Source organism: Nakamurella sp., assembly GCF_044224575.1.
GTDB lineage: Bacteria > Actinomycetota > Actinomycetes > Mycobacteriales > Nakamurellaceae > Nakamurella.
Map to the genome: position 1 here is coordinate 119,935 of NZ_JBGAKE010000005.1, position 25,097 is coordinate 145,031.

25 protein-coding genes are annotated in these 25,097 nt (G+C 70.9%); 7 read left to right on the forward strand and 18 right to left on the reverse strand.

From position 1 onward, the window contains the following. Window positions 1-29 precede the first annotated feature (29 nt). The 5 genes from ACILSK_RS07630 to ACILSK_RS07650 form a co-directional block, all read right to left on the reverse strand. Entirely contained in the window at window positions 30-758 is a 729-nt protein-coding gene (locus ACILSK_RS07630) for a DUF881 domain-containing protein (protein WP_395726545.1), read from the reverse strand. Further along, window positions 755-1,087 carry a small basic family protein gene (locus ACILSK_RS07635; protein WP_395726546.1) on the reverse strand — a complete coding sequence of 111 codons (333 nt, stop codon included), beginning with the start codon at window positions 1,085-1,087 and terminating at the stop codon, window positions 755-757. The genes ACILSK_RS07630 and ACILSK_RS07635 overlap by 4 nt, the downstream gene beginning before the upstream one ends. A gap of 93 nt (window positions 1,088-1,180) precedes the next feature. Next, complete coding sequence (locus tag ACILSK_RS07640; protein ID WP_395726547.1) at window positions 1,181-2,038, reverse strand: DUF881 domain-containing protein; 858 nt, start codon at window positions 2,036-2,038, stop codon at window positions 1,181-1,183. Next, the gene (locus tag ACILSK_RS07645; protein ID WP_395726548.1) at window positions 2,038-2,670 is read right to left on the reverse strand and encodes a CDP-alcohol phosphatidyltransferase family protein; all 633 of its coding nucleotides are present in this window, start codon (window positions 2,668-2,670) and stop codon (window positions 2,038-2,040) included. The genes ACILSK_RS07640 and ACILSK_RS07645 overlap by 1 nt, the downstream gene beginning before the upstream one ends. Window positions 2,671-2,731: 61 nt before the next feature. Then, window positions 2,732-3,295, reverse strand: a complete 564-nt coding sequence (locus tag ACILSK_RS07650; protein WP_395726549.1) for an NUDIX domain-containing protein — start codon at window positions 3,293-3,295, stop codon at window positions 2,732-2,734. Between the two features lie 153 nt (window positions 3,296-3,448). On the opposite strand from ACILSK_RS07650, the gene ACILSK_RS07655 reads away from it, so the two are divergent. Further along, window positions 3,449-4,480: a chorismate-binding protein gene (locus tag ACILSK_RS07655; protein ID WP_395726550.1), complete on the forward strand. Its 1,032-nt coding sequence runs from the start codon at window positions 3,449-3,451 to the stop codon at window positions 4,478-4,480. Window positions 4,481-4,569: 89 nt separating this feature from the next. Here ACILSK_RS07655 and ACILSK_RS07660 read toward each other — a convergent pair whose 3' ends face one another. The 5 genes from ACILSK_RS07660 to ACILSK_RS07680 form a co-directional block, all read right to left on the reverse strand. Further along, complete coding sequence (locus ACILSK_RS07660) at window positions 4,570-5,154, reverse strand: TIGR03086 family metal-binding protein (protein ID WP_395726551.1); 585 nt, start codon at window positions 5,152-5,154, stop codon at window positions 4,570-4,572. Between the two features lie 196 nt (window positions 5,155-5,350). Further along, on the reverse strand, window positions 5,351-6,736 hold the full coding sequence (locus ACILSK_RS07665; protein ID WP_395726552.1) for a UTP--glucose-1-phosphate uridylyltransferase: 1,386 nt from the start codon (window positions 6,734-6,736) through the stop codon (window positions 5,351-5,353). A gap of 119 nt (window positions 6,737-6,855) precedes the next feature. Next, entirely contained in the window at window positions 6,856-7,293 is a 438-nt protein-coding gene (locus ACILSK_RS07670; protein ID WP_395726553.1) for an OsmC family peroxiredoxin, read from the reverse strand. A gap of 192 nt (window positions 7,294-7,485) precedes the next feature. Then, the gene (locus ACILSK_RS07675) at window positions 7,486-9,969 is read right to left on the reverse strand and encodes a bifunctional lysylphosphatidylglycerol flippase/synthetase MprF (RefSeq protein WP_395726554.1); all 2,484 of its coding nucleotides are present in this window, start codon (window positions 9,967-9,969) and stop codon (window positions 7,486-7,488) included. Between the two features lie 101 nt (window positions 9,970-10,070). Next, on the reverse strand, window positions 10,071-11,129 hold the full coding sequence (locus tag ACILSK_RS07680) for a LacI family DNA-binding transcriptional regulator (RefSeq protein WP_395726555.1): 1,059 nt from the start codon (window positions 11,127-11,129) through the stop codon (window positions 10,071-10,073). 139 nt (window positions 11,130-11,268) lie between these two features. Here ACILSK_RS07680 and ACILSK_RS07685 point away from each other — a divergent pair, with 139 nt between their 5' ends. Continuing rightward, the gene (locus tag ACILSK_RS07685) at window positions 11,269-11,478 is read left to right on the forward strand and encodes a hypothetical protein (protein WP_395726556.1); all 210 of its coding nucleotides are present in this window, start codon (window positions 11,269-11,271) and stop codon (window positions 11,476-11,478) included. Window positions 11,479-11,539: 61 nt separating this feature from the next. On the opposite strand, the gene ACILSK_RS07690 is transcribed toward ACILSK_RS07685, so the two are convergent. Next, window positions 11,540-12,121, reverse strand: a complete 582-nt coding sequence (locus ACILSK_RS07690) for an alpha/beta family hydrolase (RefSeq protein WP_395726557.1) — start codon at window positions 12,119-12,121, stop codon at window positions 11,540-11,542. Window positions 12,122-12,208: 87 nt separating this feature from the next. Between ACILSK_RS07690 and ACILSK_RS07695 the strand changes: the two genes are divergently transcribed. Genes ACILSK_RS07695 through ACILSK_RS07710 form a run of 4 tightly spaced genes read left to right on the forward strand, consistent with a single transcriptional unit; the run spans window position 12,209 to window position 16,072 of the window. Further along, complete coding sequence (locus ACILSK_RS07695; RefSeq protein WP_395726558.1) at window positions 12,209-12,511, forward strand: hypothetical protein; 303 nt, start codon at window positions 12,209-12,211, stop codon at window positions 12,509-12,511. Then, a complete protein-coding gene (locus ACILSK_RS07700) occupies window positions 12,508-13,293 on the forward strand; it encodes a hypothetical protein (RefSeq protein WP_395726559.1) in 786 nt (261 codons plus the stop codon). Before ACILSK_RS07695 ends, ACILSK_RS07700 begins: the two co-directional genes overlap by 4 nt. A gap of 57 nt (window positions 13,294-13,350) precedes the next feature. After that, the gene (locus ACILSK_RS07705; protein ID WP_395726560.1) at window positions 13,351-15,324 is read left to right on the forward strand and encodes a fumarate reductase/succinate dehydrogenase flavoprotein subunit; all 1,974 of its coding nucleotides are present in this window, start codon (window positions 13,351-13,353) and stop codon (window positions 15,322-15,324) included. Then, entirely contained in the window at window positions 15,314-16,072 is a 759-nt protein-coding gene (locus ACILSK_RS07710) for a succinate dehydrogenase/fumarate reductase iron-sulfur subunit (protein ID WP_395726561.1), read from the forward strand. Before ACILSK_RS07705 ends, ACILSK_RS07710 begins: the two co-directional genes overlap by 11 nt. 43 nt (window positions 16,073-16,115) lie before the next feature. Here the strand turns inward: ACILSK_RS07710 and ACILSK_RS07715 are convergent, their stop codons facing one another. The 6 genes from ACILSK_RS07715 to ACILSK_RS07740 form a co-directional block, all read right to left on the reverse strand. Then, window positions 16,116-17,408 (reverse strand): hypothetical protein, encoded by a 1,293-nt coding sequence (locus ACILSK_RS07715; RefSeq protein ID WP_395726562.1) that lies wholly within the window; start codon window positions 17,406-17,408, stop codon window positions 16,116-16,118. A gap of 11 nt (window positions 17,409-17,419) precedes the next feature. Further along, window positions 17,420-18,148: a hypothetical protein gene (locus ACILSK_RS07720; protein ID WP_395726563.1), complete on the reverse strand. Its 729-nt coding sequence runs from the start codon at window positions 18,146-18,148 to the stop codon at window positions 17,420-17,422. Between the two features lie 13 nt (window positions 18,149-18,161). Continuing rightward, window positions 18,162-18,974 (reverse strand): VWA domain-containing protein, encoded by an 813-nt coding sequence (locus ACILSK_RS07725; RefSeq protein ID WP_395726564.1) that lies wholly within the window; start codon window positions 18,972-18,974, stop codon window positions 18,162-18,164. Window positions 18,975-20,098: 1,124 nt separating this feature from the next. Beyond that, window positions 20,099-20,233, reverse strand: a complete 135-nt coding sequence (locus ACILSK_RS07730; protein ID WP_395726565.1) for a hypothetical protein — start codon at window positions 20,231-20,233, stop codon at window positions 20,099-20,101. Window positions 20,234-21,130: 897 nt separating this feature from the next. After that, on the reverse strand, window positions 21,131-21,592 hold the full coding sequence (locus tag ACILSK_RS07735) for a hypothetical protein (protein WP_395726566.1): 462 nt from the start codon (window positions 21,590-21,592) through the stop codon (window positions 21,131-21,133). Between the two features lie 155 nt (window positions 21,593-21,747). Next, complete coding sequence (locus ACILSK_RS07740) at window positions 21,748-23,076, reverse strand: protein kinase domain-containing protein (protein ID WP_395726567.1); 1,329 nt, start codon at window positions 23,074-23,076, stop codon at window positions 21,748-21,750. Window positions 23,077-23,213: 137 nt separating this feature from the next. Between ACILSK_RS07740 and ACILSK_RS07745 the strand changes: the two genes are divergently transcribed. Beyond that, window positions 23,214-24,437 carry an alpha-amylase family protein gene (locus ACILSK_RS07745; RefSeq protein ID WP_395726568.1) on the forward strand — a complete coding sequence of 408 codons (1,224 nt, stop codon included), beginning with the start codon at window positions 23,214-23,216 and terminating at the stop codon, window positions 24,435-24,437. 26 nt (window positions 24,438-24,463) lie between these two features. Here the strand turns inward: ACILSK_RS07745 and ACILSK_RS07750 are convergent, their stop codons facing one another. Beyond that, window positions 24,464-25,012, reverse strand: coding sequence for a helix-turn-helix domain-containing protein (locus tag ACILSK_RS07750; RefSeq protein ID WP_395726569.1), 549 nt, complete (start codon window positions 25,010-25,012; stop codon window positions 24,464-24,466). Window positions 25,013-25,097: the final 85 nt, after the last annotated feature.

Consider the following 25,097-nt stretch of genomic DNA (forward strand, 5'->3'; position numbering starts at 1 on the left):
ATGGGGAGCGGTGTCCGGGTCTTTCTGGGTCACTGAGCGGGGCGAGCGTAGAGCGGTTCCCGGGGCTGCCGCAAGGCGTCGACGGTCACCCGGTCGGACTGCGTCACGTCCATCGTGCCGCCCGCCCGGCGCACGGTGTCCAGGACCCCGCCCGGGATGGCCAGCGCGGCGGCCAGGGTGGGTGGGTCGCCGACGGCGGTGATCGTGTACGGGGCGGTCAGGGCCCGGCCGTCCAGCACGACCGCGCCGCCCGAACCGGTGAACGCCGAGTCCACGCCGATCCGGACCGGACCGACCTGGAACGCTTCGGCTCCGGCGTTCCGCAGCTCCTGGATCGCATCCAGCAGCACCTCCGGCGGCACCCGGCCGTCCGGATCGTTGATCACGATGCTCACCCCGGGCCCGGTCGCCGGGACGGTGCCGGTCAGGATGCCCAGCGCCGCGGACTGCCGCTGGGCCTCGGCCAGGGCCTCCTCGCTGGACTCGCCACTGCGCTGCAGCCGGCCCAGGCTCTCCTGCAGGCCGGCGATCTCGGAGTTCAGGTCGTCCTCCCGCCGTTGCAGCTCGTCCAGGATCTGCACCAGGTCGTCGGGGCGGGCGGCCGCCAGGGTGTCCCCGGCGGCGGTGCGCTGCACCTGCAGCACCACCGCGAAGCCCAGCAGCGCGCACAGCGCCGCGATCAGCACGTGCGCGCCGCCGCCGCTCCACCGGGACTGTGCGGGCGGTTCGGGATCGGGTTCGACCGGGGCGTCGGTCATGCCTTGAAGATGTGCCGGCGGATCGCCGCCGCATTGCCGAAGATTCGGATGCCGAGCACGACGACGACCGCCGTGGACAGCTGGGTACCCACGCCCAGTTGGTCACCAAGGAACACGATGAACCCGGCGACCAGCACGTTCGCCACGAACGACACCACGAAAACCTTGGCGTCGAAGATGTTGTCCAGTTTTGCCCGCAGCCCGCCGAACACCGCGTCGAGCGCGGCCACGACGGCGATCGGCAGGTAGGGAGCCAGCCATTCGGGCACGGTCGGGTGCACGAGCAACCCGACGGCCACTCCGACGATCAGGGCAAGGACCGCGTACACCGTTCACTCCTCGTTGGATCCACCGGGTGGATCCGGTCGTTCGTTTCGCTCGGTGGACCCGACGGATCCGGATCACTCCCCCGCCGGGGCGGATCATCCGGTGGGTTCGGGCGAGGCCGCCGTGGTGGCCGGTTGCGCGTGCAACAGGTCGGGGGCGGTGCCCCCCGGCAGGCTCAACGACTCGACCGCGGACCGGTCGAACTCTATTCCGTACAGCTGGGCGAATGAGGAGAACCGGCCGTACGACGGGGTGCTGATGAATTTCACCTGCATGGCCGATGGATCGCCGATCGCCTCGACGGACAGCGGCCAGAAGACCGGGCGGTTGTCGACCAGGATCGCCCCACCCGCCTGCCGGATCGCGCTGCGCGTATTGAGCCGCACCCCGCCGATGGCGACCGCTTCCGCCCCGGACGCCCACAGGTCGTTGACCAGCAATTGCAGGTCGCGATCCAGGATGACGCTACGGTCCTGACCCTGCGCCGGTCCCTGCCCGGCCGACGGCTGGTCCAGGGTGATCCGCAGCCCGGGCCCCGTCACCGGGGTGAGCTGCCCCTGGTTCTCCAGCGCCGTCACCTCGGCGACCGGGCCGGCCGCGCCCGCCGCCGATTGGCTGGCTCGCAGCTGTTCGGCCAGCTGGGTCGCCGACAGGGCCAGCTGGGACTGCCGCTCCTGCGCCGCCTGGATGTCATCCAGCAGCGCCGCACGGGTGTTCTCCGCCCGCGGCGCGTTGCTGTCCGTCCGCCACGCGGCGATGCCCAGGATGAGGCCGGCGACCAGGCAACCGACCACGAGCAGCACCAGCGTCCGGCGGGACCGGCCGGGTCGGCCCGGTCCGTCCGGCGCCGCGCGCGTGCGGGCGGCCGCCTCTGCGTACCCGGGGTCGAGATGGTCGGTGCCCAGCGATTCGAGCAGTGGGGCGATCGGGTTCCGGGAGGGTTGCTCGGCCATCAGGACCGGTACCTCGGCGCCGGCGGGCAGTGCCGGACGATCCAGGCCACCTGACCCAGGTAGATCGCCCCCGCCCACAGGTACATGACGGTCCCCCAGGCGATGAACGCGTAGGCGATCGGCAGACAGACCTGTCCCAGTACCGTCCCGCTGGTGCTCTGCCCGAGCAGCAGGAACGGAAGGCCGTACAGCAGGCAGAACGTCGCCGCCTTGCCCAGGTAGTGCACCGGCAGCGCGGTGTAGCCGTACCGCCGCAGGATCGGCAGGGTGGCGAAGAGCACCACGTCCCGGCCGATGATCAGGACGGCGACCCACCACGGGATGAAGCCGCGGATGACGAACCCGACGAGGGCGGCCAGGATGTACAACCGGTCCGCGGCCGGATCGAGCAGCTCGCCGAGCCGGCTGTACTGGTCGAGCAGCCGGGCCAGCTTCCCGTCGGCCCAGTCGGTGATCGCGCTGACCGCGAGGACCACCAGCGCCCAACCGTCGCTCTGCACCACGAGCAGCAGGTAGAGGAACAGCGGCACCCCGAGCAGCCGCAGGAACGACAGCAGGTTCGGGATGGTCCAGATCCGGCCCCGGCCGTCGGTCGAGGAGCTGGGGGCCGCAGCGGCGGGATCGCCGGTCACACTGCCTCCCTGCGTCCTGGGGGCCGGACCGGTCGCCCCGCCCGGTCCCGCTGTCCGGAGTCTACGGATGGGCGTCGGCCGACAACCGCAGCACCGCGTAGGCGGAGATGGTCGGCGCGTCGAAGATCCGGCCGTCGCTGACCATCCGGCGGAACTCGGCCTCGGTGACGAACGCCTGCTCCATGTCCGCCTCGGTGATCTCTCGCCGGTGCTCACCGGGCGTCAGGTCGGTGGCATGCCAGATGGCGAAGCCCTGCGAACAGAACCCGGTCGAGCCGTGCAGCCGCTCTCCCAGCCGTCGCCAGGTCGCCGCGGTGTACCCGGTCTCCTCGAGCAGTTCATGGCGGGCGAGATCGGCCGGATCGCCCGTCCTCCCCGGCGCCCAATTGCCCATCGGGAACTCCCAGGACCGGCGGCCAACCGCGTGCCGGAATTGTTCGACCAGATGGAAACCGCCGTTCTCCTCCGGGATGACCAGCGCGTAGTCGTCCCGGTCGACGATGCCGTAGATGCCGGTCGAGCCGTCGGCCAGCACGAGGGTGTCCTCACGCACGCTCATCCAGGGGTTTCGGTAGGCGATCCGGGTGCCCAGGCGGACCGGCGGCTGGATCGATTCGGAGGACATGGGGAGCAGTATCTCCCGGCCGGTCGGCACGGCGGCCGGCCGACCCGCTGGTCGCGCCGCGAGGCCTCCATCACGCACGGCCGAAGGGCACGGGAGGTACGTCGGCGACGCGGGGGCCGACGTGCCTCCGGCGACCTCCTACGCTGAGCCGCGATGACGATCGACCCGCCCTACGCGCACCTCGGCGGCTGGCTGGCCACCGACCTGGTCGCGGTGGCCGATCTGGTCGCGGACCCGTCGGCGCTGGACCGGGGCTGGTGGGTGGTGGTCGGCACCTTCGAGGGCGCGCTGACCGGATACCGCTTCGACCGGGTCGTCCGGACCGAATTGCCGGCGCCGGCCGGCCCGTGGCTCGGGACGGACGGGTCCTGGCGGTCGAGCCTGGACCGGTCGTCGTTCCTGGACGGGGTGGCACGGATCCGCCGGCACATCGAGGCCGGCGATGTTTATCAGGTGAACCTGTGCCGGATGTTGACCGCCGGGTTGCCGGGGCCGGCCGATCCGCTGCCGCTGGCGCACCGGCTGGCCGCCGGCAATCCGGCGCCGCTGCAGGGTGTGCTGCACCTGGGTGCGGAGTGGGTCGTCAGCGCGTCACCTGAGCTGTTCCTGTCCCGCGACGGCGACGTCGTCACTTCGTCACCGATCAAGGGCACCACCCGGCCGGGGGAACCGTTCGCGGACAAGGACTACCCGGAGAACATCATGATCACGGATCTGGTCCGCAACGACCTGGGCCGGATCGCCCGACCCGGTTCGGTGGTGGTCACCGAGCTGTTGGCCCGGCAGGAGCACCCGGGGTTGGCCCACCTGGTGTCGACGGTGACCGCCCGGCTCGCGCCCGGTGCCGGTTGGGCGCAGATCCTGGCCGCGACCTTTCCGCCTGGGTCGGTGACGGGGGCGCCCAAACTTCGCGCCCTCGAGGTGATCGCCGAACTGGAGCCGGAGCCTCGCGGGATCTACTGCGGCGCCTTCGGCTTCGTCGACGGCGAGCGGCAGCAGGCTCGGCTGGCCGTGGCCATCCGCACCTTCTTCGGTGGCCCCGACCGGATCCACTTCGGCACCGGCGCGGGCATCACCTACTCGTCCGACGCTGCGGCCGAGTGGGAGGAGACGGAGCTCAAGGCGGCCCGCCTCGTCGGCCTTGCCCACCCGTCCCCGCCCCCTCCCCCCGCGCGGATCAACTAGGCCGGCGCGGCTGCAATCACCGCGAATGTGACCGGTGTGACGGCTGTCAATTACTTCGTCCGCGCGGCCGTCCACAGGTCATCCGCGCGTCACCCCCGCGGCCACGCCGGGTCCCGCCCGGCCAGGCCCAGCACTCGATCGAGCAACGGAGCGTCCCCGGGCACCGCCACGATGGGCCCGAACAGCCGATTCTGGGCGTCCGGGTCCGGGTCGAAGGACGCGACGAAGCCGTGCACGGCGGTCAACAGGTCCGGTTCGACCTGGAATCCCTGACCCGTCGCGACCGCCAGATCCCAACCATGCAGCACGATCTCGTCGAGCGCGACCAGGCCGCCGACCTCCCCGGGCAGGTCGACGCCACCGGCCCTGGTCATTCCGGTCCACGCCTCCGGCTGCTGCCAGGCCACGGCCAGGGCGGTCAGGTCGGCCGAGATCCGAGTGCGCCAATCCGGTGTCAACCGGGCCGCGTCGGGCTGTGGCGCCGAGTTCGTGAACGCGCCGAGATCCTTCTGCGCAGCCGCGGTGAAGGCCACCGCCAGCCCGCCGATGTGCTCGACCAGGTCGCCCACGGTGTAGTCGGGGCACGGCGTCGGGTCGCCCAATCGGTCGTCCGGGACCTCCTGCACGAGGAGGCCGACGGCGGTGGCGGCGGGCATCAGGTCGAGCTGGGGCATGGCGGGCTCCTGCGGGTCCGAGGCGGGGTCACTCGGGTCGACCGGCCGGCCGCCCCGAATTCATCGGTGAACCGGCCCGGACGCGCGAACGCCCGCGCGGATGAAGTGGTTGACAACCGTCACCCCGGTCACATTCGGGGCTACTTCATCCGCGCGGGCGTAGATGATCCGCGCGGGTCAGGAGGTGCCGACTGGGTCAGCCGCCCAGGACGGTGCCGTCGGCGATGGTGCCGGGCGAGCCGTCGGCAGACACCGAGGCCACGCCGACCGCCCGGACGTCGCGACCGAACGTCCAGTCACCCTTGACGGTGAGCTTTTCGCACTCGACCAGCGAGGGGGCCCCGTGCGGGAACCGGGCGTCGAAGTCGCCGACCAGCTTGTACGGTTTGTCCAAGTCGACCAGCGGGGCCGCGGACCGGGACGGGGCCAGCCGCACCTGCGCGCCGTCGACCAGCTCGTAGGCGTCGGAGCGCAGCACCAGCAGATCGCTGGTCGCCTTGACCGGCAGGAACCGGGACCTCGGAACCTCGATGGCGGCGGCACCCTCGAACACGCCGATCGCCGCCCCCATCGCGGTCTCGATCTGGATCACCTCGGGTGAGGTCGGATCCGCGGGGTCGACGGTCTTGACGTTGCGGATGATCGGCAGGCCGAGCACCCCGTCGTTGGCCTGCATCACCGCGTCCAGCGCGACCAGATCCAGCCACAGGTTGTTGGTGTTGAAGAACTTGTGCCGCTCGATGTCGCCGAATGCGTCCTCGTCCTCCGGACGGGTCTGCGCCGACTCCCGCAGCACCAGCTGGCCATCGGCCGCCCGGCGGGCCAGGTGCCCACCCTTGCGGTCGGCCGCGGTGCGCCGGCAGAACTCGGCCGCGAACGGCGCGCCGGACGCGGCGAACCAGGCGGCCAGCGCCGGATCCGGGCGTGCGCCCAGGTTGTCGGCGTTGGAGACGAACAGGTACCGGTAGCCCTTGGCCAGCAGCGACTGCAACAGGCCGCTGGCGTCGAGCGCGGTGTAGATGTCACCGTGCCCGGGTGGGCACCACTCGAGCGATGGGTCGGCCGGCCAGCTCACCGGGGTCAGGTCGTCCGAGCGCAGCTTGGGCTCGCGGTTCTGCAGGAAGTCCAGCGGCAGGCCGTCGGTCTCCAGGCCGGGATGCGCGGCCAGGGCCGCGAGAGTGTCGTCCGACGTGCGGAAGCTGTCCATGAACACGACCGGCAGGCCAACGCCGTACTCGGCCCGCAAGGCCAGGATCTGCTCGGCGATGATGTCCAGGAAGCTCTTGCCCGGTCGCACCTCGAGGAGCGACTTGGCCCGATCCATCCCCATGGACGTGCCCAGGCCGCCGTTGAGCTTGACCACGGCGGTCGCCGCCATGGCCGCCTTCGCGGCCTCGGGGTCGGTGTTCAGGTCGGCCAGCCGAGGCAGCTCGGCGATCGGCTCCAGGTCCGGCTCCGGCAGCAGGCCGGTCTCGCCCGAGGCCAGAATCTCGTACGAATGGGCAAAAACCGCGATCGCGCGCGGGTGCACGCCGCCCTCGGCCATCAGGACGCGCGCAGATTCCAGTCCGTTACTCACCATGCACAGATCGTATTGCCGCCGAATCTTCGCGGCGCGCGAAGAATAGTGAACGACGACTGACGAACAATGCGCCCGCCGATGTGGGCGGGCGCATTGTCGCAGGTCACAACCGGGGTTGCTCAGGCCAGGGCGGCATCAAGGGTGATTGTTGTCCCAGTCAGCGCCTTGGAGATCGGGCAGCCGGCCTTGGCCGCCTCCGCCGCCTTGACGAACCCGTCGTTGTCCAGGCCGTCGACCTGGCCCCGAACGGTGATCTTGATGCCGGTCAACCGGAACCCGCCGGCCGGATCCGGGCCCAGCGAGACGGCCGCCTCGGTGACCAGGCTGTTGACCGTGCCGCCGGCCTGGGTGAGCTCGTTGGACAGCGCCATCGAGAAGCAGGAGGAGTGCGCGGCCGCGACCAGTTCCTCGGGGCTGGTGACGCCCTCGGCGTCCTCGGCGGCTCGCCGAGGGAAGGAGACGTCGAAGGTGCCGGTGCCGGAACTGGTCAGGGTGACCTGCCCGGAACCGTCCTGCAGCCCGCCGCTCCATTGCGTGCTTGCCACACGAGTAGGCATGAATGACTCCTGTCGAGCTTGTGGCCCGCACCGCGGCGCGGAGCCGTCATGGATGCCGGCGCAGTTCGCTCCGCCCCGGGACTGGCCAGGCTAGCGCAGCGTCGCGGCGGGCCCCCGAACCGGCCCGGACCCCGTCCGATCAGGGCCGGAACGACCGAAATGAACGACCGGCCGGGCCCCCGGGGCTCCACCTCAGGTGAGCTGCCCCATCATCCGCACGACCTGGCGGACGGTCATGTTCGGCAGGTAGGCGCGCGAGATGGCCAGCCCGATCCGCGGCAGCGCCGCCGCCTCCGGGTAGCACAGGTACATCGGCCGGTACTCCGGCTGGAACTTCGCCTTGAACCGCAGCAGGGAGCGGAACCCGTAGACCGGCTCCATGGTGCCGCCGATCACCTGCAGCAGCCGCTGCACGCCGGCCTGCTCGTCGTCGGGGTGGGCCTGCGCCAGCGGCGCCCCGGACAGGCTCAGGAACTGGGCCCCCTGGGCCTGCAGGTCCAGCGCGGCGGTGCCGATGAGGAACTCCATCACACCTTTGACGCCCGCCGCCTCCGTCCCGGTGCGGCGCCGCATGAAGTCCAGCGTCCACCCGATCGGCTCGCCATCGGCGTAGCAGGGCATCCAGCTGGTCACCCCGTGGATGGTGCGTTCGGCGTCCACGGCGATCAGGCAGCGCACTGTTGGATCCTCGAGTTCGTCGAGCCCACCCAGGGTGAAGCCCATCTCGGGCAGCGCCTTGTCCGACACCCACTCCTCGCTGATCGCCTCGATCTGATCCCGGATGGACAGCGGCGCCGTCCGGTAGGTGATCCACTCCGCGGTGATCCCGCTCTTGCCGGCCCGGCTGATGGCCGTGCGGATGTCCTGGAACTTCTTGCCGGTGAAGGCGAGCGAACCCAGCGGCAGCACGGTCTCCTCGGCCACCTGCAGGCTGGGCCAGCCGAAGTCGTCCGTCACCTGCCGGACGGACTCGGTGACGGAGTACAGGCAGACCGTCCAGTGGTGAGCAGCGCAGAAGGCGACGAACTCCTCGATGACCGCGGGCAGCTCGGCCGCGGGCCCGACGGGGTCCCCGGTAGTGACGGCCACACCGCCCTCCACCCGGTAGGCGACGAACGACCGCTCCCCACTGGCGAACCAGTAGCTGTTGCCGTCCCAGGTGGTCAAGTGGGACAGCGACGAGGTGCCGTGGCGCTTCAGGATGCGCTGGGCCCGGGCCCGGTCGGTGCCGGCGGACTCCACCCGCGCGGAGACGAAGCTGCGCAGCAGCCCGACCAGCACGACCGCCCACACGGCCACCGGGATCCAGTCGCCCAGGAACCGGCCCAGGCCGTCGGCGGGCTCGAAGGCCGGCTCGATGATCGAGAGGTACCCGTTGGGCAGCAGCCGGGCCGGAAAATCCACGGTCAGGTCGGCGATGCCGACGGGCGGGTCGAAGTCGTCCGCCACCAGCGACCCGAGGACGACGAACGCCCCCCACAGGCCGGCCACGAGCCCGACGACGGTCAGCCCCAGCCGGCGGTACACGCCGGCCGGTGCCTGGACCGTGAACGAGCGCCGGGTGACGAGCAGCAGCCCGATGATCAGCACCGGCAACAGCACCAGCGGGACCAGCCAGGCGACCCAGCTGGTGCCGTCGTTGATCAAGTCGTTGTCGACGGCCCACTGGTAGTAGTCGACGGCGTAGAACGCGCCGACCGTCAGCAGCAGGGTGTGGAACAGCAAGGTCGCCCACCAGGCGAAACGGCGGCCCCGTCGCAGGCCGGCGGCCAGCACCAGCACGATCAGCGCGGGCACCACCGAGAGCAGGATCTGCGCCAGATCCCGACCGGTCCCGGCGTCGCCGTAGGCGCTGGGGCCGACGTAGAGGTCGGCCAGCGCCGACAGCGGTCCCTCGATCTCGCCGGTCACCGCGATCAGGATCGGGCCGAGGGCGGTCGCCGCGAGGACCACGGCAACCAGCACGCGCGTCTCGTGCCGGCTGGCGTGCACCTGCATCCGGCGGTCGCCGCGATGCAGGAAGACCACCCCGGCCAGCAGGCCGATCAGGGCCGTGCTCAGCCGCAGCACGTCCTGCAGCTGCCCGCCGTAGAGCAGGGCGACCAGGCACACCGTGAACAGGCCGACCCGGAGGCGCCGCCGCCACAGCACGGTGGAGCCGGCGCTGTAGGCCATCAGCAGGCCGGCGACCAGTGGCGTGGCCCCGTCGGCCGCGCCCGAGGCCAGGTAGTCGGCCCATTGCCAGTCGAAGACGGCATCGGCGACGGCCACCGCCCCGAGCCCGACCACGACGCCGAGCACCTGGACCAGCAGGGCGATGCCGGCCATCCGGGCGCTGCCCCACCGCAGCTCGCACAGGACGCCGACCACCAGCAGGGCGATCGTGACGAGCAGGTAGGTGACCAGATCGTCGGCGAAGAAGGCCGAGGTCACCGGCGTCCACCAGGCCCCGTCGGTCAGCGCCGGCAGCCCGACCGCGACCATCTCGTGCAGCTCGTCGGAGGGGCCGTGCAACAGGCTCCCGGTGATAGCGCCGACGATCCAGATCGCCGCGACCAGCAGCACCGTCACCGGGGCGCGCCGGGCCTGGCCGAGCTGGCGCCAGACCACGGCGGCCCAGGACCGCCAGCGGGCACCGCCGGCCGGCGGTGCCGGCACCGTCGCCGGTGACCTCACGTCCACTCCCGTTCCCCACCCGAATCGTCCCTGGAAATCCCGGAGTACCGCACCGATCGACCATCCAACCCGGCCCACCGGGCCCGGCCGAACGGACCGGGTCAGGCCGAGGCCCGGATCACCAGCTCCGGCGGAAAGATCACCCGCTCGGCGACCGGTTCCGCCGCGGCGCCGGCCCGGCCGATGCGCTCGAGCAGGATGGTGCCCGCCGTCCGGGCCATCGCCGCGACCGGATTCACCACGGTGGTCAGCGGCGGATCGGTGACGGCAGCGACCGCGGAATCGTCGTACCCGACCAGGGCGATGTCCGCCGGTACCTGGCGGTGCGCGGCCCGCAGCACCGCGAGCGCACCGGCCGCCATCAGGTCGGAGGCGATGAACACCGCATCCAGGTCGGGATGGGCCGCCAGCAGCCGGCGCATCGCCTCGGCACCGCCCGCCGTGGTGAAGTCGCCGTATTCGACGGCGCCGGCCGGCCGGCCGGCCCTGGCCATCGCGGAGCGCCAGCCGATCAGACGGTCCTCGGCCGCCGTCATGTCCACCGGTCCGGCGACGGTGCCGATGCATCGTCGGCCGCGGCCGACGAGGTGCTCGGTGGCCAGCTCACCGCCCAACCGGTTGTCGGTGTCGACGTAGCTCAGCCGGTCCGGCAGATGCCAGGGCCGACCCAGGGACACGCTCGGCAGCCGGGAGTCCACCAGCGTGCGTTCCAGGTCGTCGGCCTGATGGTGCGAGGCGATGACCGCACCGTCCACGTGTCCGCCCCGCAGGTAGCGGACGGTTCGTTCGGGCGACCCGCCCATCCTGGCCATCAGCAGGACCAACTGCAGGTCGGATTCGGCCAGCGCGAGGGACAGACCCTGGATGGCCGCGCCGAAGAACGGGTCGGCGACGATTCGCTCGTCCGGCTCGGGGATGACCAACGCCACGGCATTGGTGCGCTGGGTGACCAGCGTTCGGGCCGCCTGGTTCGGGGTGAAGCCGAGCTGCAGCACCGCATCCGCGACCGCGGCCCGCGCCTGCGGGCTCACCTTGGCCTCGCCGTTGATCGCCCGGGACGCGGTCGACCTGGACACCCCGGCGACGGCGGCGACGTCCTCCAGGGTCGGCTGACCACGCCGGACAGCGGCATCCGCCATCCCCGGGAGCGAGCCGACCATGGTCGCAGGGTAGTGCGCGCGGATCGGATCCGGTGGGCATTTGCGCCGCGGGCCACGGCCCGTGCCGCCCGGCGCGAGGCTCGTCACGCTCCCTCGGCGCCATCACCCGCGGCCGGATCGGGCACAATGATGCGCGCCGATGACCGCAGCCGGCGGACTGGGCAGCCGGGAGGACACCACCATGTGGACCACGACCTTCATCCTGGCCGGGTGCATCATCGTGCTCGGCGCCCTGGCCATGCTGGGTACCGACAGCTACAAGCGGCCGGTCACCGCCGTCCTGATGTACCTGATCCTGCCGGTCATCGCGGCCGCCGGGTTCGTCACCCTGTCCAGCCTGTCGGGCTGACCGCCGGGGGCCGGGGCCGGCTCACCGTCCGATCCGGCCCATCCACGGATACCGGCCCGGATCACCCCGGCGCGGGCCGGTCCGTCAGCCAGTCGGCGACGATCCGGGCCACCTCGTCATAGCGCCGCGGGTCATGCCCGCCCGGCAGCCACACGGTGGTGACCGGACCCGGGATCGCCGCCAGCTCCCGGTCGAACTCCTCGGGCGTGCCGAACGGGTCGCCCCGCCCCGACACGATCAGCACCGGCACCCGGATCCCGGGAAAGTGCTCCGTCCGCAACCGGTCCGGTTTGCCCGGCGGGTGCAGCGGATAGCTCAGCAACACCAATGCCGCGGCCGGCAGGCCCTGGGCGACCGCGATGGAGCACATCCGCCCGCCGTACGACCGGCCACCGAACGCCAACCGGTCCGGCGCGATCCCGGCCCGGGCGGCCAGCGCGGCCGCCTGGTCGGCCAGATGCGCGACGGCGACCTCGGGTTTGTCCGGCATCCGGGAACCGCGCAGGCGGTACGGGAAGTCGACCCGTTCGCACGGCAACGGGGCGAGCGCCCGCTCGACCGCCACCAGCGTGCGCTGGTTCCGGTCGGCACCGGCGCCGGGGGTGAGCAGCAGGGCGCCGACCCGTCCGGAGGCGATATTCATTCGCCACGCCTACCACGGGAAGACAGCGATGACGGCACGGGGCTAGTGTCACCGACATCACTCTCGCTTCGCCGACCGGGAGACTCGATGACCGATTCCGCGCTCCAGTCCCTGCAACGCTCCATCGACGAACTGGCGTCCGCGGTCGCCGTCCTGTCCCATGCGCACGGCAAAATCCCGATCGTGGCGCGGCTGTGCAACGACCTCGAGCGGCTCAAGTTGGACGCCACCGACGCGCAGACGCTGCGCACCCCGGCCATGGTCACCCCCGGGAGCCCCGGCGCCGCGCCGACGATGTTCACAGTCAGTGACGAGCCCTACGATCAGTCCATGTGGGGTGACGACGCCGATCAAGAGGGTGTGGGCGGCTATCACGGGAAGAGCCGTTGAGCGGGGTCAACACCCCGGGCCGGGCCCGGATCGCGGCCCGCACGCTGCGGAAGGACAACTGGCGGCGGGCACCGCTGATCACATTCCTCGGGCTGAGCCTGTTCGTCATCTACGGCACCGTCCGCGCGTTCTGGGCCGTCAACTACTACGCCTCGCCCTACCTGTCGCCGTTCTACTCGCCCTGCATCACCACCAAGTGCGTGCCCGACGCCAGCGACTTCGGCCAGCCGATCTCCTGGTGGCCGCTGTCCCCGGCGCTGCTGATCCTGATCTTCCCGCTGGGCTTCCGGCTCACCTGTTACTACTACCGCAAGGCCTACTACCGGTCGTTCTGGCTGTCACCGCCGGCCTGCGCGGTCGCCGAACCGCACCAGCGGTACACCGGCGAGACCCAATTCCCGCTGATCATGCAGAACGTGCATCGCTACTTCTGGTACGTGGCGATGATCTTCGGCGTGATCCTGACCTACGACGCCATCCTGGGGTTCCGCAACCCGGCCGGCGAGTGGGGTCACATGGGCCTGGGCACGGTGATCCTGCTGATCAACGCCGGCCTGATCTGGGCCTACACGCTGTCCTGCCATTCGTGCCGGCACATCATGGGCGGGAAACTGCGGCACTTCTCCAAGCACCCGATCCGGTACAAGGCCTGGCAGCAGATCTCCAAGCTCAACGCCAAGCACATGCAACTGGCCTGGGCCTCGCTGATCTGGCTGGCCGTCACCGACCTCTACATCCTCGGGCTCGCCAGCGGCACCATCAGCGACCTGCGCTTCTTCTGAGCCCGTGCCGCATCACCCCGACCGATCCTTGTCATTGCTGCCAGGAGGCACCGTTTCGTGACCGACCTCGAGGAACACCGCTACGACGTGGTCATCGTCGGAGCCGGTGGGGCCGGCCTGCGCGCCGCGATCGCCGCCCGGGAAGCCGGCCTGCGCACGGCGATCGTCTGCAAATCGCTGTTCGGCAAGGCGCACACCGTGATGGCCGAGGGCGGCATCGCGGCGTCCATGGGCAACGCGAACTCGAACGACAACTGGCAGGTGCACTTCCGGGACACGATGCGCGGGGGGAAGTTCCTCAATCACCCGCGGATGGCCGAGCTGCACGCCAAGGAGGCCCCCGAGCGGGTCTGGGAACTCGAGACGTACGGCGCCCTGTTCGACCGCACGCCGGACGGCCGGATCAGTCAGCGCAACTTCGGCGGCCACGAATACCCCCGGCTGGCGCATGTGGGTGACCGCACCGGGCTGGAACTGATCCGCACGCTGCAGCAGAAGATCGTCTCGCTCCGGCAGGCCGAGGACGCCGCCGCGGTCGCCGCCGGCCACGAACCCACGGCCGACGAGGACGCCGGCCTGCGGGTCTTCGCCGAGGTGACGATCACCGAACTTCTGCAGGACGAGAAGGGCGCGATCGCAGGCGCTTTCGGCTACCGGCGGGAATCGGGCACGTTCGTGGTGTTCCGCGCGCCGGCGGTCATCCTGGCGACCGGCGGCATCGGCAAGTCGTTCAAGGTGACGAGCAATTCCTGGGAATACACCGGCGACGGCAACGCGCTCGCGCTGCGGGCCGGCTCGACGCTGGTCAACATGGAATTCATCCAGTTCCACCCCACCGGAATGGTCTGGCCGCCGTCGGTGAAGGGCATTCTGGTCACCGAATCGGTGCGCGGTGACGGTGGTGTGCTGCGCAATTCCGAGGGCAAGCGGTTCATGTTCGACTACGTGCCCGACGTGTTCCGGTCGAAATATGCCGAGACGGAGGAAGAAGCGGACGGCTGGTACAAGGACCCGGAGAACAATCGCCGCCCACCCGAACTGCTGCCCCGCGACGAGGTGGCCCGGGCGATCAACTCCGAGGTCAAGGCCGGCCGCAACACCCCGCACGGCGGCGTGTTCCTGGACGTGTCGACCCGGCTGCCGGCCGAGGAGATCAAGCGCCGGCTGCCGTCCATGCACCACCAGTTCTCCGAACTGGCCGACGTCGACATCACCAAGGAGCCGATGGAGGTCGGCCCGACCTGCCACTACGTGATGGGCGGCATCCAGGTCGACCCGGACACCGCGGCGGCCGCCCGGGTACCCGGGTTGTTCGCGTGCGGCGAGGTGGCCGGCGGCATGCACGGTTCCAACCGGCTCGGCGGCAACTCACTGTCCGACCTGCTGGTCTTCGGCCGGCGGGCCGGGCTGGGCGCCGCGGCCTACGTCGAGTCGCTCGGCGGCGCCTACCCGGAGGCGATCCCCGGGTCGGTGCCGGCGGCGGCAAAGACCGCGCTGGCCCCGTTCGACCGGGAGGACGGCGAGAACCCGTACACCCTGCACCGGGAACTGCAGCAGACGATGAACGACCTGGTCGGGATCATCCGGAAAGAATCTGAAATCGAACGAGCGATCCAGTCGCTCGAGCAGATGAAGCCCCGGGTGGCCGCGGTCAGCGTCGAAGGACATCGGCAGTTCAACCCGGGGTGGCATCTGGCCCTGGACCTGGTGAACATGCTGCAGGTCAGCGAGTGCGTCGCCAAGGCGGCCCTGCTCCGGCAGGAGAGCCGGGGCGGGCACACCCGGGACGACTACCCGGCGATGAGCGCGGAATGGCGCCGGCGGCTGCTGATCTGCTCGCTGCAGCCCGACGGATCGATTGACGTGGCCCAGGAGCCGATCACCCCGATCCGACCCGACCTGCTGGAGCTGTTCGAGGTGAGCGAGCTGGAGAAGTACCTGACCGCCGAAGAATTGACCACCGAAGAATTGACCACAGGGGAACCACCCGCCGAGAACGCTGGAGCCCGGGAGGCCGACGATGGGGCGTGACGCGCATTTCCGGGTCTGGCGGGGTGACGCGTCCGGCGGGGACCTGCAGGATTACACCGTCGAGGTGAACGAGGGCGAGGTCGTCCTGGACATCATCCACCGGTTGCAGGCGACCCAGGCCGGAGACCTGGCGGTGCGGTGGAACTGCAAGGCCGGCAAGTGCGGCTCGTGCAGCGCCGAGATCAACGGACGTCCGAGACTGCTCTGCATGACCCGGATGTCGACCTTCCAGCCGGACGAGACGATCACCGTGACGCCGATGCGGGCGTTCCCGGTGATCCGCGATCTGGTCACCGACGTGTCGTTCAATTACCGCAAGGCCCGGCAGATCCCGGCGTTCGAGCCGCCGCCGGACCTGGCCCCGGGCGACTACCGGATGCAGCAGGTGGACGTCGAGCGGTCCCAGGAATTCCGCAAGTGCATCGAATGCTTCCTGTGCCAGAACGTGTGCCACGTGACGCGCGACCACGAGGACAACAAGACGGCGTTCGCCGGTCCGCGCTTCCTGATCCGCGCGGCCGAATTGGACATGCACCCGCTCGACGCGCGCACCGACCGGGCCGAGTTCGCCCGGGAGCACCAGGGCATCGGGCTGTGCAACATCACCAAGTGCTGCACCGAGGTCTGCCCGGAACACATCAAGATCACCGACAACGGCATCATCCCGATGAAGGAACGTGTCGCCGACCGCAAGTACGACCCGCTGGTCTGGCTGGGCAGCAAGCTGTTCCGGCGCAACCGCGACTGACGCCATGGAGGTGTCCGCTCGCTCGCGGACATGTCACCCGGCGTCATTGCGCGGCCAGGACACCGAGGGCGATCAGGACGACCAGCACGGCGAGCACGGTCAGCAGCACCTTCAGCTCGCCACCGGTCGACGGGTTCGGCGGGTTCGCCGGGTTCGGCGGGTTCGGCGTACTCGCCGGTCGTTTCCCGGCCGGGATCCAGGTATTCGCACCGATCGGCCGGGTTGCGCCGGCCTCGGCCGGCCGCTTCCGAGCGCCGGCGTGACCGGCCGGGCCGGCCGGAGAGCCGGCCGGCCGCGCCGGCCAGGTATTCAGCGTCCGTGACGCACCGGCGAAGCCCGCGCGAGGCGGCCGATCGGCCGGGGAGAGCGAGCCCGGGGCGGGTCTGGGTGGCCACACATTGACCCGGGCGCCGCGGGATCCGGTCGCCCCGATCGCCTGGTCCAGCGAGCCATGCCGATCGGGCGGGCCGGTCACCCAGTCGAGCGTGGTCCGGGCGAGCGAGGCCACGTCGCGGTCCGCACTGGCCAACAGCGCGACCCAGACCGGCCGGGTCGGATCGAGCAGGTCGGCACGGTCGAACAGCAGGCCGTCGTCGACCCGGTGGTGCGTCCACAAGCCGGGGTCGACGGCCAGCGCGATTAGCGAGAGGTAGGTCAGGGTGTTCGGGAAGGCGTCGATGGCCGGCCCGGGGGGCAGTTCGGATCGGCGCGGATGCGTGAATGCCGGGTGGCCGGTCTCCCGCGCCGGCGCGGTCGATCCGGGGTACCAAACGCTGTCGTAGTCCACCAGTCGAAGCCGGGTCTGCCCGCCGCCCAGGTCACTGACCATCGTGTTCCCGGCATGCACGTCACCGTGCCCCAACCGGGCCTGGGCCAACGCTCGGCAACCCGCCTGCCACTGGGCTGCCAGCCCGGCGATCGCGGTCGCCGATCGTCCGGCCAGAGTGCCCGACAAGTAGTTGTCCAGACTCGTTCCCGGCACCCAATCCATCGTCAGGATCGGAAAGTGGTCGGCCCCCAGGCGGAGCCCGTTCTCCTGCCAGGTCGCCGAGACCAGGAAGTCCAGCGAGCAGGTGGCCAGGAATCGGCTCAGGCCCAGGTACCGCGCACCGGCCTCGTCGTCCGCCTGCCGGGAGAGGCGGACGGCCACCGGGCCTCCGGCGCCCCGATTGGCGCGGATCACGGTGGCCCGGCCTCCGCTCCACGCCTGGATGCCGCCACGCCGCCGGTCCGGTTCGAAAGTCGCGGTCCGCAGGGCGGGGTCGGTGAAGTGCCGGTCCGGATGTTGGGCACACGCCTGGAACATCGCGCCGTCCGGCCAGGTCGTGGTCGCCATCGTCGATCTCCCTACACGAGCGCCCGGAAAAGGGTCATGTCGTCGTTCTTGGCCTGGCCCCGGGCACGCAGATCCGCGCACAACGCCTCGAATCCGGTATGGCCGATCCGGCGCAGCAGCCGCCATACACCGTCGTCCGTCCGGTTCCGGACCAGCCACTCGGCCAAGGCGTCCGTCGCGACGAAGATGGCGTCGCCCGGCGTGACCCGGGTGCGGAACCGACGGACAGCTTGCCGCAGACCGCGGTCCTCGGCCCGCACCTGACTGGGCACCAGCGCCGGAGCCGAGCCGAAATCACCGGCCGCCATCGCCGGGAACACCTCGACGCGGTCCGCACCGCAGTGGAACAGGCAGGTGTCGCCGACCGCGACCGCGTCGACCGTGTCGCCGACCAGTCGTCCGGCGAGCAAGGTGGCGTGCGCCCCTCGCACGGCCGAAGCGGCCCGCACCCACCCCGGGGCGCGGGAGGGCGGGAACTCGGGCGCCGCCGGATCGAACCCGGCCCGCACCTGTCGGACCCAGTCCACCAGGCCGGCACCGTCGTCGTAGATCCCGGCCGGCCGGTCGGTCAGCACAGCACGGGCGAGAGCGTAGGCCCAGGAGCGGGAGTCGCTTCCCGTGGAGGCGCCGTCGGTCACCGCGAACCATCCCGACCCCGGGCTGTAGGCGGCGCCGTCCTCCCAGTCGGACCGTGCCGTCCCCTCCTTGGCGGTCCAGTAGGCGACCATGTTGCGCGTCATGCCATCGACCTGGTCATCGGTCGAGCACCGAGACCTGGGTCCCGACATTGAGGAATTCGGTGAGCTTGGTCGGATCGGCGTTGAAGACGAATCCCCGCGCCCCGGCCTGTACCGGAATGCCCAAACCCGAGGCGGCGTTCATCATGTACGGCGTCAGCCGGCTGGACATGTCGAAAAGGCACCGGGCGTAGCGGCTGTGCAGGCCGGCGGCCGAGTTCGGATACTCGATGGGTTCGCCCCGGTCGGCCGACAGGTTGATGTTGAACAACAGCAGCGTGCCTTCGTCCGTCGAGATGCCTCGCAGTTGCTCGGCGATCGGCCGAGGGTCTCCGTCGGTCGACTCGCCGTCGCTGAAGTTGAGCACGATCGGCGGGAACGACTGCTGATGCCCGTTCGCCCAGTCGACCAGGAACGACCCGGCCAGGTCGATCGCCGCGGTCATCTGGGTCGGGCCGTTGGCGACCGGATCCACCCACACCGGTCGATCGAGGCTCAGGTCGCTGCCGGGCAGGGTCTCGGTGGCCATCCGCAGCGGGTAGTCGGCGATCGTGCTGATCGGCACAAGCTGTTGGTCCTTCAGGCTGCCGCCCCAGGCGGGTCGGGCCCCGGCCGCGTAGCCGATGAAGGCCAGGTCGTAATAGTCGCGGATCTCCTCGCCCCGCTGGCACTGCAGGACGAGATTGCGAACCAGGTCGTTGACGGCCCGGGCCACCGCAGCCGCCTTGCTGGATCGGGTGCCGGCGCACGAGTCTTGCATCGACGTCGACTGATCCAGCAGGAAGACGATGCATCCGGGGTGGTGGCGATCGATCGGCTGGTCGTACATCACGTGCTCCTCATTGTGGACGTGGGTTCTCTCGGGACAGCCAACTTCGGACGATCACGTCGGGGTGGGACATGCCGTCGCCGACGGGCCAGGCGAAACAACAGACTTCGCATCCTGCGTCGACCGATCCGTCAGTTCGGCCCGGGGCGACCGCGAAGGACCCGCACCGGGGGCACTGCATCTCATCCGGGCGGGCCGACGGATACTGGTCGCCGGCGAACTGAGCACCGTCGACCTGAGCACCGTCGGACTGAGCACCGTCGAACTGAGCACCCGTCCGGGACGGTGGCACGATCACCGGCCGCGGTACCGAACGATCCGCCCGGGTGCCGGTCACCGGTCCCCCGGTCGAACGACTCGATGCATTGGTGCGGGTGAACGGCATGACGGCCGGTCCCCGCCGACCCGGGTCGATGACGCGGGAAACATAGTCAGACGACGGCCGACCCACCCGCACGGTCACCATCGCCAGCACCGCCGCCGAGAAGACTCCGATCGCCGTGCTGACCAGGAGTGCGACCATCGGTTCCGGAAGTCCGCGCCGGCCCAGGACGTACAACGGCGAGATGGCCAGCCAGGCCGCGCTCAACTGGGGTGGCACGCCTCGCGCGAATGCTCGCACTCCGGGACGGGTCGGGACGCGGTGGAACCGCGCGGGACGGTGCCCAGGGAACGTGTGCGTTTGCCGATCGACGAACGGGACCGGGGATCGATCCGTGGTCATGGCGACGCTCCGGCCGTCCGCGTGACCGATGAGCCGCATTCCGCGGGGATCCCGGCTCCCGTGACCTCCGTCGGTTCCGCGCTTGAGGTCACCAGGCCCGACGTCACCAGGCCGGACGTCACCAGGCCCGACGTCGGCACACCGGACGTCGGCTCGCCGGGTGCGCTCCGGCCCGTCGGACCGGAGGCGCCCTGGTCGCGTGGCCACCACGGGTTCCACTCCGGGCTCGTCGTCGGATCGTGCGACGCCGGACCGGAGCCCGCGGACGTCGTCGAACGCGCGACTGTCGCCGTCACACCTCGGCAGTCGATCTCCGCGGCCGGCTCGACGGCACCGACGAGCAGGACAAGGGCCACGGAGACCATCCCCGTCGCCATGGCGGCGAACAGCCCCGCCGACTTCATCGCTGCTGCTCGATTCCGATGTGCGCCGATGGCACCGATTGCGCAATGGTCGGGCGCTCCCAGGCGACGAACGAGGCGAGCAGCAAAGCCAGAGCGAGAAGCATGATCGCCAGTGCGACCAGCAGGCGCATCGTGGCGGTCCGGTTGCTTGCATCATCGGCCGAGGTGACCGGCGCCGTCCGCGGTGAAAGTGCAGACCACTCCACCCGCTCGACCCGCTCGAACCGGTCCGTCGTCGGGTTGGGCGACCGCCACGCCTGCTGCGTCTGTGCCCCCCTCACCGACGGGGATGACCCGGCGGAATCGGCCCGGGCGACCGGCCGCCACACGTTGTGCCCCGGCGAACCCGCTGCCCCGGTCATCGGCGCGCCTGCCGCCCCGGCGCGGACCGACTCGGGTCCGGGTGACCGAAGCCGTTGAGCCACCAGTGGTTCGGCGCTTCCGTCGGGGCGCCGGACGTGGCCGGTGGGTCCGACGGCCAGCCGTTGGGTTTGGTCCCGTGCTCCTGATACCAAAGGCGCGCAGACCTCGACGGCGACTCGGTCGGCCGGGGCGGGGTCGGCAGCAGGGGCGAGCCGGGCCAGATCTGGGCGGGTCCGGCATCACCCCCGCCTGACTCGGGTTCGACCGGTCCCGGCGCCGAGCCGGCGCGCTGCGGCGACGCCGGTTCTACGCCCGGCACTCCGGTCGGCACCGTCCGCTCGGACCGCCGATTCTGGGTCGCGTGCGCGAGCGCGGCGATTGCGCCCAACGCCGAAGCAACCGCGCCCACCACGCCACACACTTGGATGAGATTGTTCCAATCCACGTTCGGCTACCTCCGGCCGACAAGTCGGGACCAACGAAGATCGGATCAGGGCGGGCAGCGATCAGATACCCATCAACCGGACAAATGCGAAAATTCATCCAGACGCTCGACCCCGGTCGCCGATCGGCCCTCGTGAGGTGCAGGGGGACGAGCATCCGGCACCGCTCCGGCCACCGCAGAAGTCAGGTGCGCCCGGGAACGGCCGTTGACGGGGTGTCGACTATCGGCCCGTGCCGGTGACTCGACTCCAGAGCCCCCGTTTGCGCCCCGACGCAGCGTCCGCCGGCTCGGCCGATTGCCCCCGAGTGGAGGGCGCACCGCGCTGCAGGTCCTGTTCGGTCGGCTCCGGCACCTCGACCTTGTCGTCGAGTACGACCCCGATGAGCCGGCCGTTCTCCACCACCGGGGTGCCGACCGCGGCCGCGGCAACGTCGGCCTTGCCGACCGGCGTGCGCGGAGATCGGCCGGCGAGGTCGAGCACCTCGCCGAGCGGGGTCGCCGACAACTGATTCGTCAGCGCCGTTTGCAGTTCGGTCATCGTCATCACGTGATAGTCGGGACCGGATGTGCCGTCGGCCACCACGACGACCGGCAGCTTGCCGGTGCGTGCGGTCAACAGCCGCAGCCGTGTCGGCCCGACCGTGTCGGACGCCGGAACGGCGATCACCGATTCAACCCGCACCACCCGAACCTACAAGAGCAGGCCGCCGCCGGCAGGACCATCCGGGGCTCGCCGCCGCCCGACCCCGACCGCGGAACATCCGCCGGCCTCAGCCGCGCCGGAGATCCGCAGCCCTTCGGGTCGGGTGACCGGGCGACATCGTCGTCGCGGCGCTCTCAGCCCTCGATCTCGACCGCGACGGCGGTCCCGGCCTCGACCTCGGTCCGTTCCGACGGCCGCTGGTACACGATGGTGCCGGTGGGTCCCTTGTCCGTGTCCACGGTGGTCACCGCACCGAGGTCCAGTTCCTTGTCCTTCAACACTGCGCTCGCCTGGGCGATCGTCAGGCCGGTGACGTTCGGCACCGATACCTTGGCCGGCGGCGGCGGCGTCGTGATCACCACCAGGGTCAGCCACAGCGCCACGACCAGCGCCAGGGCAAGGCCGCCGAGGCCGATATAGGCCCACCGTCGGCGCTGCGCAGCCTCCCGGGCCGGGTCGATCAACTCGACCTCGTCCAGCACCGGCAGGGTGAGTCCGGGGGCCATCAGCGGCGAGCTCAGACCCGGAACCGGTTTGGCCGGCGGGACGGTGGTGCGCGGCTTGGCCGCCGCGCGGGACCGCGCCGGGCTCGGCGCCGGCGCGCCGGTTCGCTCCGGCGCCTGGAGCTGCTGCCGGGCCTGGGCCGGCCGGCCGGCACCGGCCCGCTCGAGGTCGGCCCGCATCTTCTCGGCCGTCTCGTAACGGTTGGCCGGGTTCTTGCTCAGCGCCTTCAGCACGATCGCGTCGACATCCGGAGGGATCGACCGGTTGTACTCGCTGGGGGCGCGCGGCGCTTCACGTTGGTGTGCCTCCGCGATGCTGTCGGGAGTCACCCCGATGAACGGCGCCCGACCGCAGAGCATTTCGAACAGCACACAGCCGATCGTGTACTGGTCGCTGCGCTTGTCCGGCAGTCCGCCCCGGATCTGCTCCGGCGAGAGGTACTGCATGGCCTTGGCGCCAGGCGTCTCGGGCGTGCGTTGCCCGATATCGATCACCTTGACCTGGTCGCCCCCGGCCTGCGGATCGACCAGGACGTTGGCCGGAGTGATGTGGCACGGCAACAAGTTCCGCCGGTGGGCGTGGTCGAGCGCGGCGCACAGTTCCGCAGCGATCCGCAGGGCGCGACGCCAGGGCAGCGGCCCCTGCCGGTCGAGCAGGGTGCGCAGCGAATCGCCCTCGACGTACTCCATGACGACCCACGGCACGCTGCCGGCATCGGTCAGGGTGTCGCCGGTGTCGTAGACGGCCACGAACGCCGGATGGTTCAGCGCGGCGGCATGATGGGCGAACGACCGGAAGCGGCTGTGCACGGCCGGCTCCTGAGTCAGGTCGGAGCGCAGCACCTTGATCGCCACGTCCCGGTCCATCAGCAGGTCGCGGCCACGCCGGACGACCGAGATCTCGTCCTGACCGATCACGTCGGCCGCTTGATACCGGTTCGCGTACCGATACCCGACCATTGGTCCTCCCCTGCACGCCCAGGCCTTCCCGGATGATTCGAGGTCTACCAGGCCGACCAGGCAGAACCCGGCAGGACGTGCCCGACGACCGGAAAACGTTACGAACCGGCCGGCGCATGTGGCCTAGCATGGGCCCGATGACCTGGGCCGAGGACGTCATCTGGTGGCACGTGTACCCCCTCGGCTTCGGTGGTGCGCCGATCCGGGAGTCCCCGACCCCCGGCCACCGGCTTCGCCGGCTGCTCGGCTGGCTCGACGACGCCGTCGACCTGGGCTGCACCGGCCTGCTGTTGGGTCCGGTGTTCGCCGCCGAGACGCACGGCTATGACAGCATCGACCAGTTCCGCATCGATCCCCGGCTGGGTGCCGACGGCGACTTCGACGACCTGGTCACGGCCTGCCGCGAACGCGGGCTGCGGATCGTGCTGGACGGGGTGTTCAGCCATGTGGGCCGCGGCCACCCGCTCGTCGAGCAGGCCCTGCGCGAGGGACCGGACAGCGACGCGGCCCGGTCGCTCGACATCGACTGGGGCCACCCGGACGGTCCGCGGCCGCGGGTGTTCGAGGGGCACGACTCCCTGGTCCGGCTCGATCACGCCGCGGACGCCGCCGCGGACTACGTCGTCGACGTCATGACGACCTGGCTGCAACGCGGCATCGACGGGTGGCGGCTGGACGCGGCCTACTCGGTGCCCACCGACTTCTGGGCCCGGGTGCTGCCGCGGGTTCGTGGGAACCACCCGCAGGCATGGATCCTCGGGGAGGTGCTGCACGGCGACTACGCCGCGATCGCGGCCGCCTCCGGTCTCGACTCGGTCACCCAGTACGAGCTGTGGAAGGCGATCTGGTCGTCCATCAAGGATCGCAACTTCTTCGAGCTGGACTGGTCCCTGCAACGGCACAACGATTTCCTGCAGCATGTGCGGCCCAACACGTTCGTCGGCAATCACGACGTCAGCCGGATCGCCAGCGAGGTCGGTCCGGAACTGGTGCCGATCGCCGTGGTGATCCTGCTGACCGTCGGCGGGATCCCGTCGATCTACTACGGCGACGAGCGCGGTTTCACCGGGGTCAAGGAGCACCGGTTCGGCGGCGACGACGCCGTGCGGCCGGCCTACCCGGACTCCCCCGCCGACCTGCCGCGCACCGACATCTGGCAGGTCCACGCCGATCTCATCCACCTGCGCCGCGCCCACCCATGGCTGGGCGCGGCGACGACCCGGCCGCTGGAGCTGACGAACACCACGTACGTCTACCGGGCCACCCACGGGGAACGGCACCTGGACGTCGAGTTGGATCTGGACGCCGGCCGGGCGGTGATCCGCGGCGCGGATGGCGGCGTGCTCTGGCGCTACCGCTGACGCCCGGCCGCACCCGGCTCCTCGCCCTACTCGGCGATGTCGGTGCGGCCCGCCCGCCAGCGGATCACCAGCACCACGTCCGCCGGCGCGTCGCCCAGCGCCTGATAGGCATGCCGGCGATCGCTCACCCAACTGGTGGACGTACCCGTCGCCAACACCTGCTCGGCGCCCACGACACCGGCCGCGACCCGCCCGCCGACCACGAGCAGGTGCTCGACGACCGCCGGCCCGTGCGCATCCGACTCGTGCCGGCTCCCGGCGTCCAGCCGGATCGCGTAGACCTCGACGGTGACGCCGTCGACGTCCGCCACGTCGAGCAGCCGGGTCGCGATACCCGGGCCACCGACCTGGGCCCCGACCTGTTCGGCCAGCAACCAGGACATCGGCCGGCCGAGCGAGTTGGCCAGGGCGTAGAGCGTGCTCAGCGTCGGGTTCCGGGTGCCGTTCTCGATCTCCGACAGGGACCCCTTGCCGATCCCGGCGACGTCGGCGAGGTGGCCCAGCGACCAGCCGCGGACCGCCCGCGCGGCCCGCAGTCGCTCACCGATCAGCTGCGGAAGGTCGGGAGCGTTCATGCCACCTCCGCGCGGCGTCGGTCGAGCGCGCGGGGTTGTCGACACCGCCGGGTACCGATCGTAGCCACTGTTCCGTCAACAGAAC

Excerpts from the sequence above, each read along its gene's own strand:
- ACILSK_RS07695 (WP_395726558.1), top strand. The coding sequence starts at position 12,209 with ATGACCGATTCCGCGCTCCAGTCCCTGCAACGCTCCATCGACGAACTG.
- ACILSK_RS07710 (WP_395726561.1), top strand. The coding sequence starts at position 15,314 with ATGGGGCGTGACGCGCATTTCCGGGTCTGGCGGGGTGACGCGTCCGGC.
- ACILSK_RS07725 (WP_395726564.1), bottom strand. The coding sequence starts at position 18,974 with ATGTACGACCAGCCGATCGATCGCCACCACCCCGGATGCATCGTCTTC.
- ACILSK_RS07665 (WP_395726552.1), bottom strand. The coding sequence starts at position 6,736 with ATGGTGAGTAACGGACTGGAATCTGCGCGCGTCCTGATGGCCGAGGGC.
- ACILSK_RS07650 (WP_395726549.1), bottom strand. The coding sequence starts at position 3,295 with ATGTCCTCCGAATCGATCCAGCCGCCGGTCCGCCTGGGCACCCGGATC.
- ACILSK_RS07640 (WP_395726547.1), bottom strand. The coding sequence starts at position 2,038 with ATGGCCGAGCAACCCTCCCGGAACCCGATCGCCCCACTGCTCGAATCG.
- ACILSK_RS07655 (WP_395726550.1), top strand. The coding sequence starts at position 3,449 with ATGACGATCGACCCGCCCTACGCGCACCTCGGCGGCTGGCTGGCCACC.
- ACILSK_RS07715 (WP_395726562.1), bottom strand. The coding sequence starts at position 17,408 with ATGGCGACCACGACCTGGCCGGACGGCGCGATGTTCCAGGCGTGTGCC.
- ACILSK_RS07750 (WP_395726569.1), bottom strand. The coding sequence starts at position 25,012 with ATGAACGCTCCCGACCTTCCGCAGCTGATCGGTGAGCGACTGCGGGCC.
- ACILSK_RS07630 (WP_395726545.1), bottom strand. The coding sequence starts at position 758 with ATGACCGACGCCCCGGTCGAACCCGATCCCGAACCGCCCGCACAGTCC.
- ACILSK_RS07740 (WP_395726567.1), bottom strand. The coding sequence starts at position 23,076 with ATGGTCGGGTATCGGTACGCGAACCGGTATCAAGCGGCCGACGTGATC.
- ACILSK_RS07685 (WP_395726556.1), top strand. The coding sequence starts at position 11,269 with ATGACCGCAGCCGGCGGACTGGGCAGCCGGGAGGACACCACCATGTGG.
- ACILSK_RS07660 (WP_395726551.1), bottom strand. The coding sequence starts at position 5,154 with ATGCCCCAGCTCGACCTGATGCCCGCCGCCACCGCCGTCGGCCTCCTC.
- ACILSK_RS07720 (WP_395726563.1), bottom strand. The coding sequence starts at position 18,148 with ATGACGCGCAACATGGTCGCCTACTGGACCGCCAAGGAGGGGACGGCA.
- ACILSK_RS07680 (WP_395726555.1), bottom strand. The coding sequence starts at position 11,129 with ATGGTCGGCTCGCTCCCGGGGATGGCGGATGCCGCTGTCCGGCGTGGT.
- ACILSK_RS07730 (WP_395726565.1), bottom strand. The coding sequence starts at position 20,233 with ATGCGCCTGCTGGTCGCACTGGCGATCATGCTTCTCGCTCTGGCTTTG.
- ACILSK_RS07745 (WP_395726568.1), top strand. The coding sequence starts at position 23,214 with ATGACCTGGGCCGAGGACGTCATCTGGTGGCACGTGTACCCCCTCGGC.
- ACILSK_RS07670 (WP_395726553.1), bottom strand. The coding sequence starts at position 7,293 with ATGCCTACTCGTGTGGCAAGCACGCAATGGAGCGGCGGGCTGCAGGAC.
- ACILSK_RS07690 (WP_395726557.1), bottom strand. The coding sequence starts at position 12,121 with ATGAATATCGCCTCCGGACGGGTCGGCGCCCTGCTGCTCACCCCCGGC.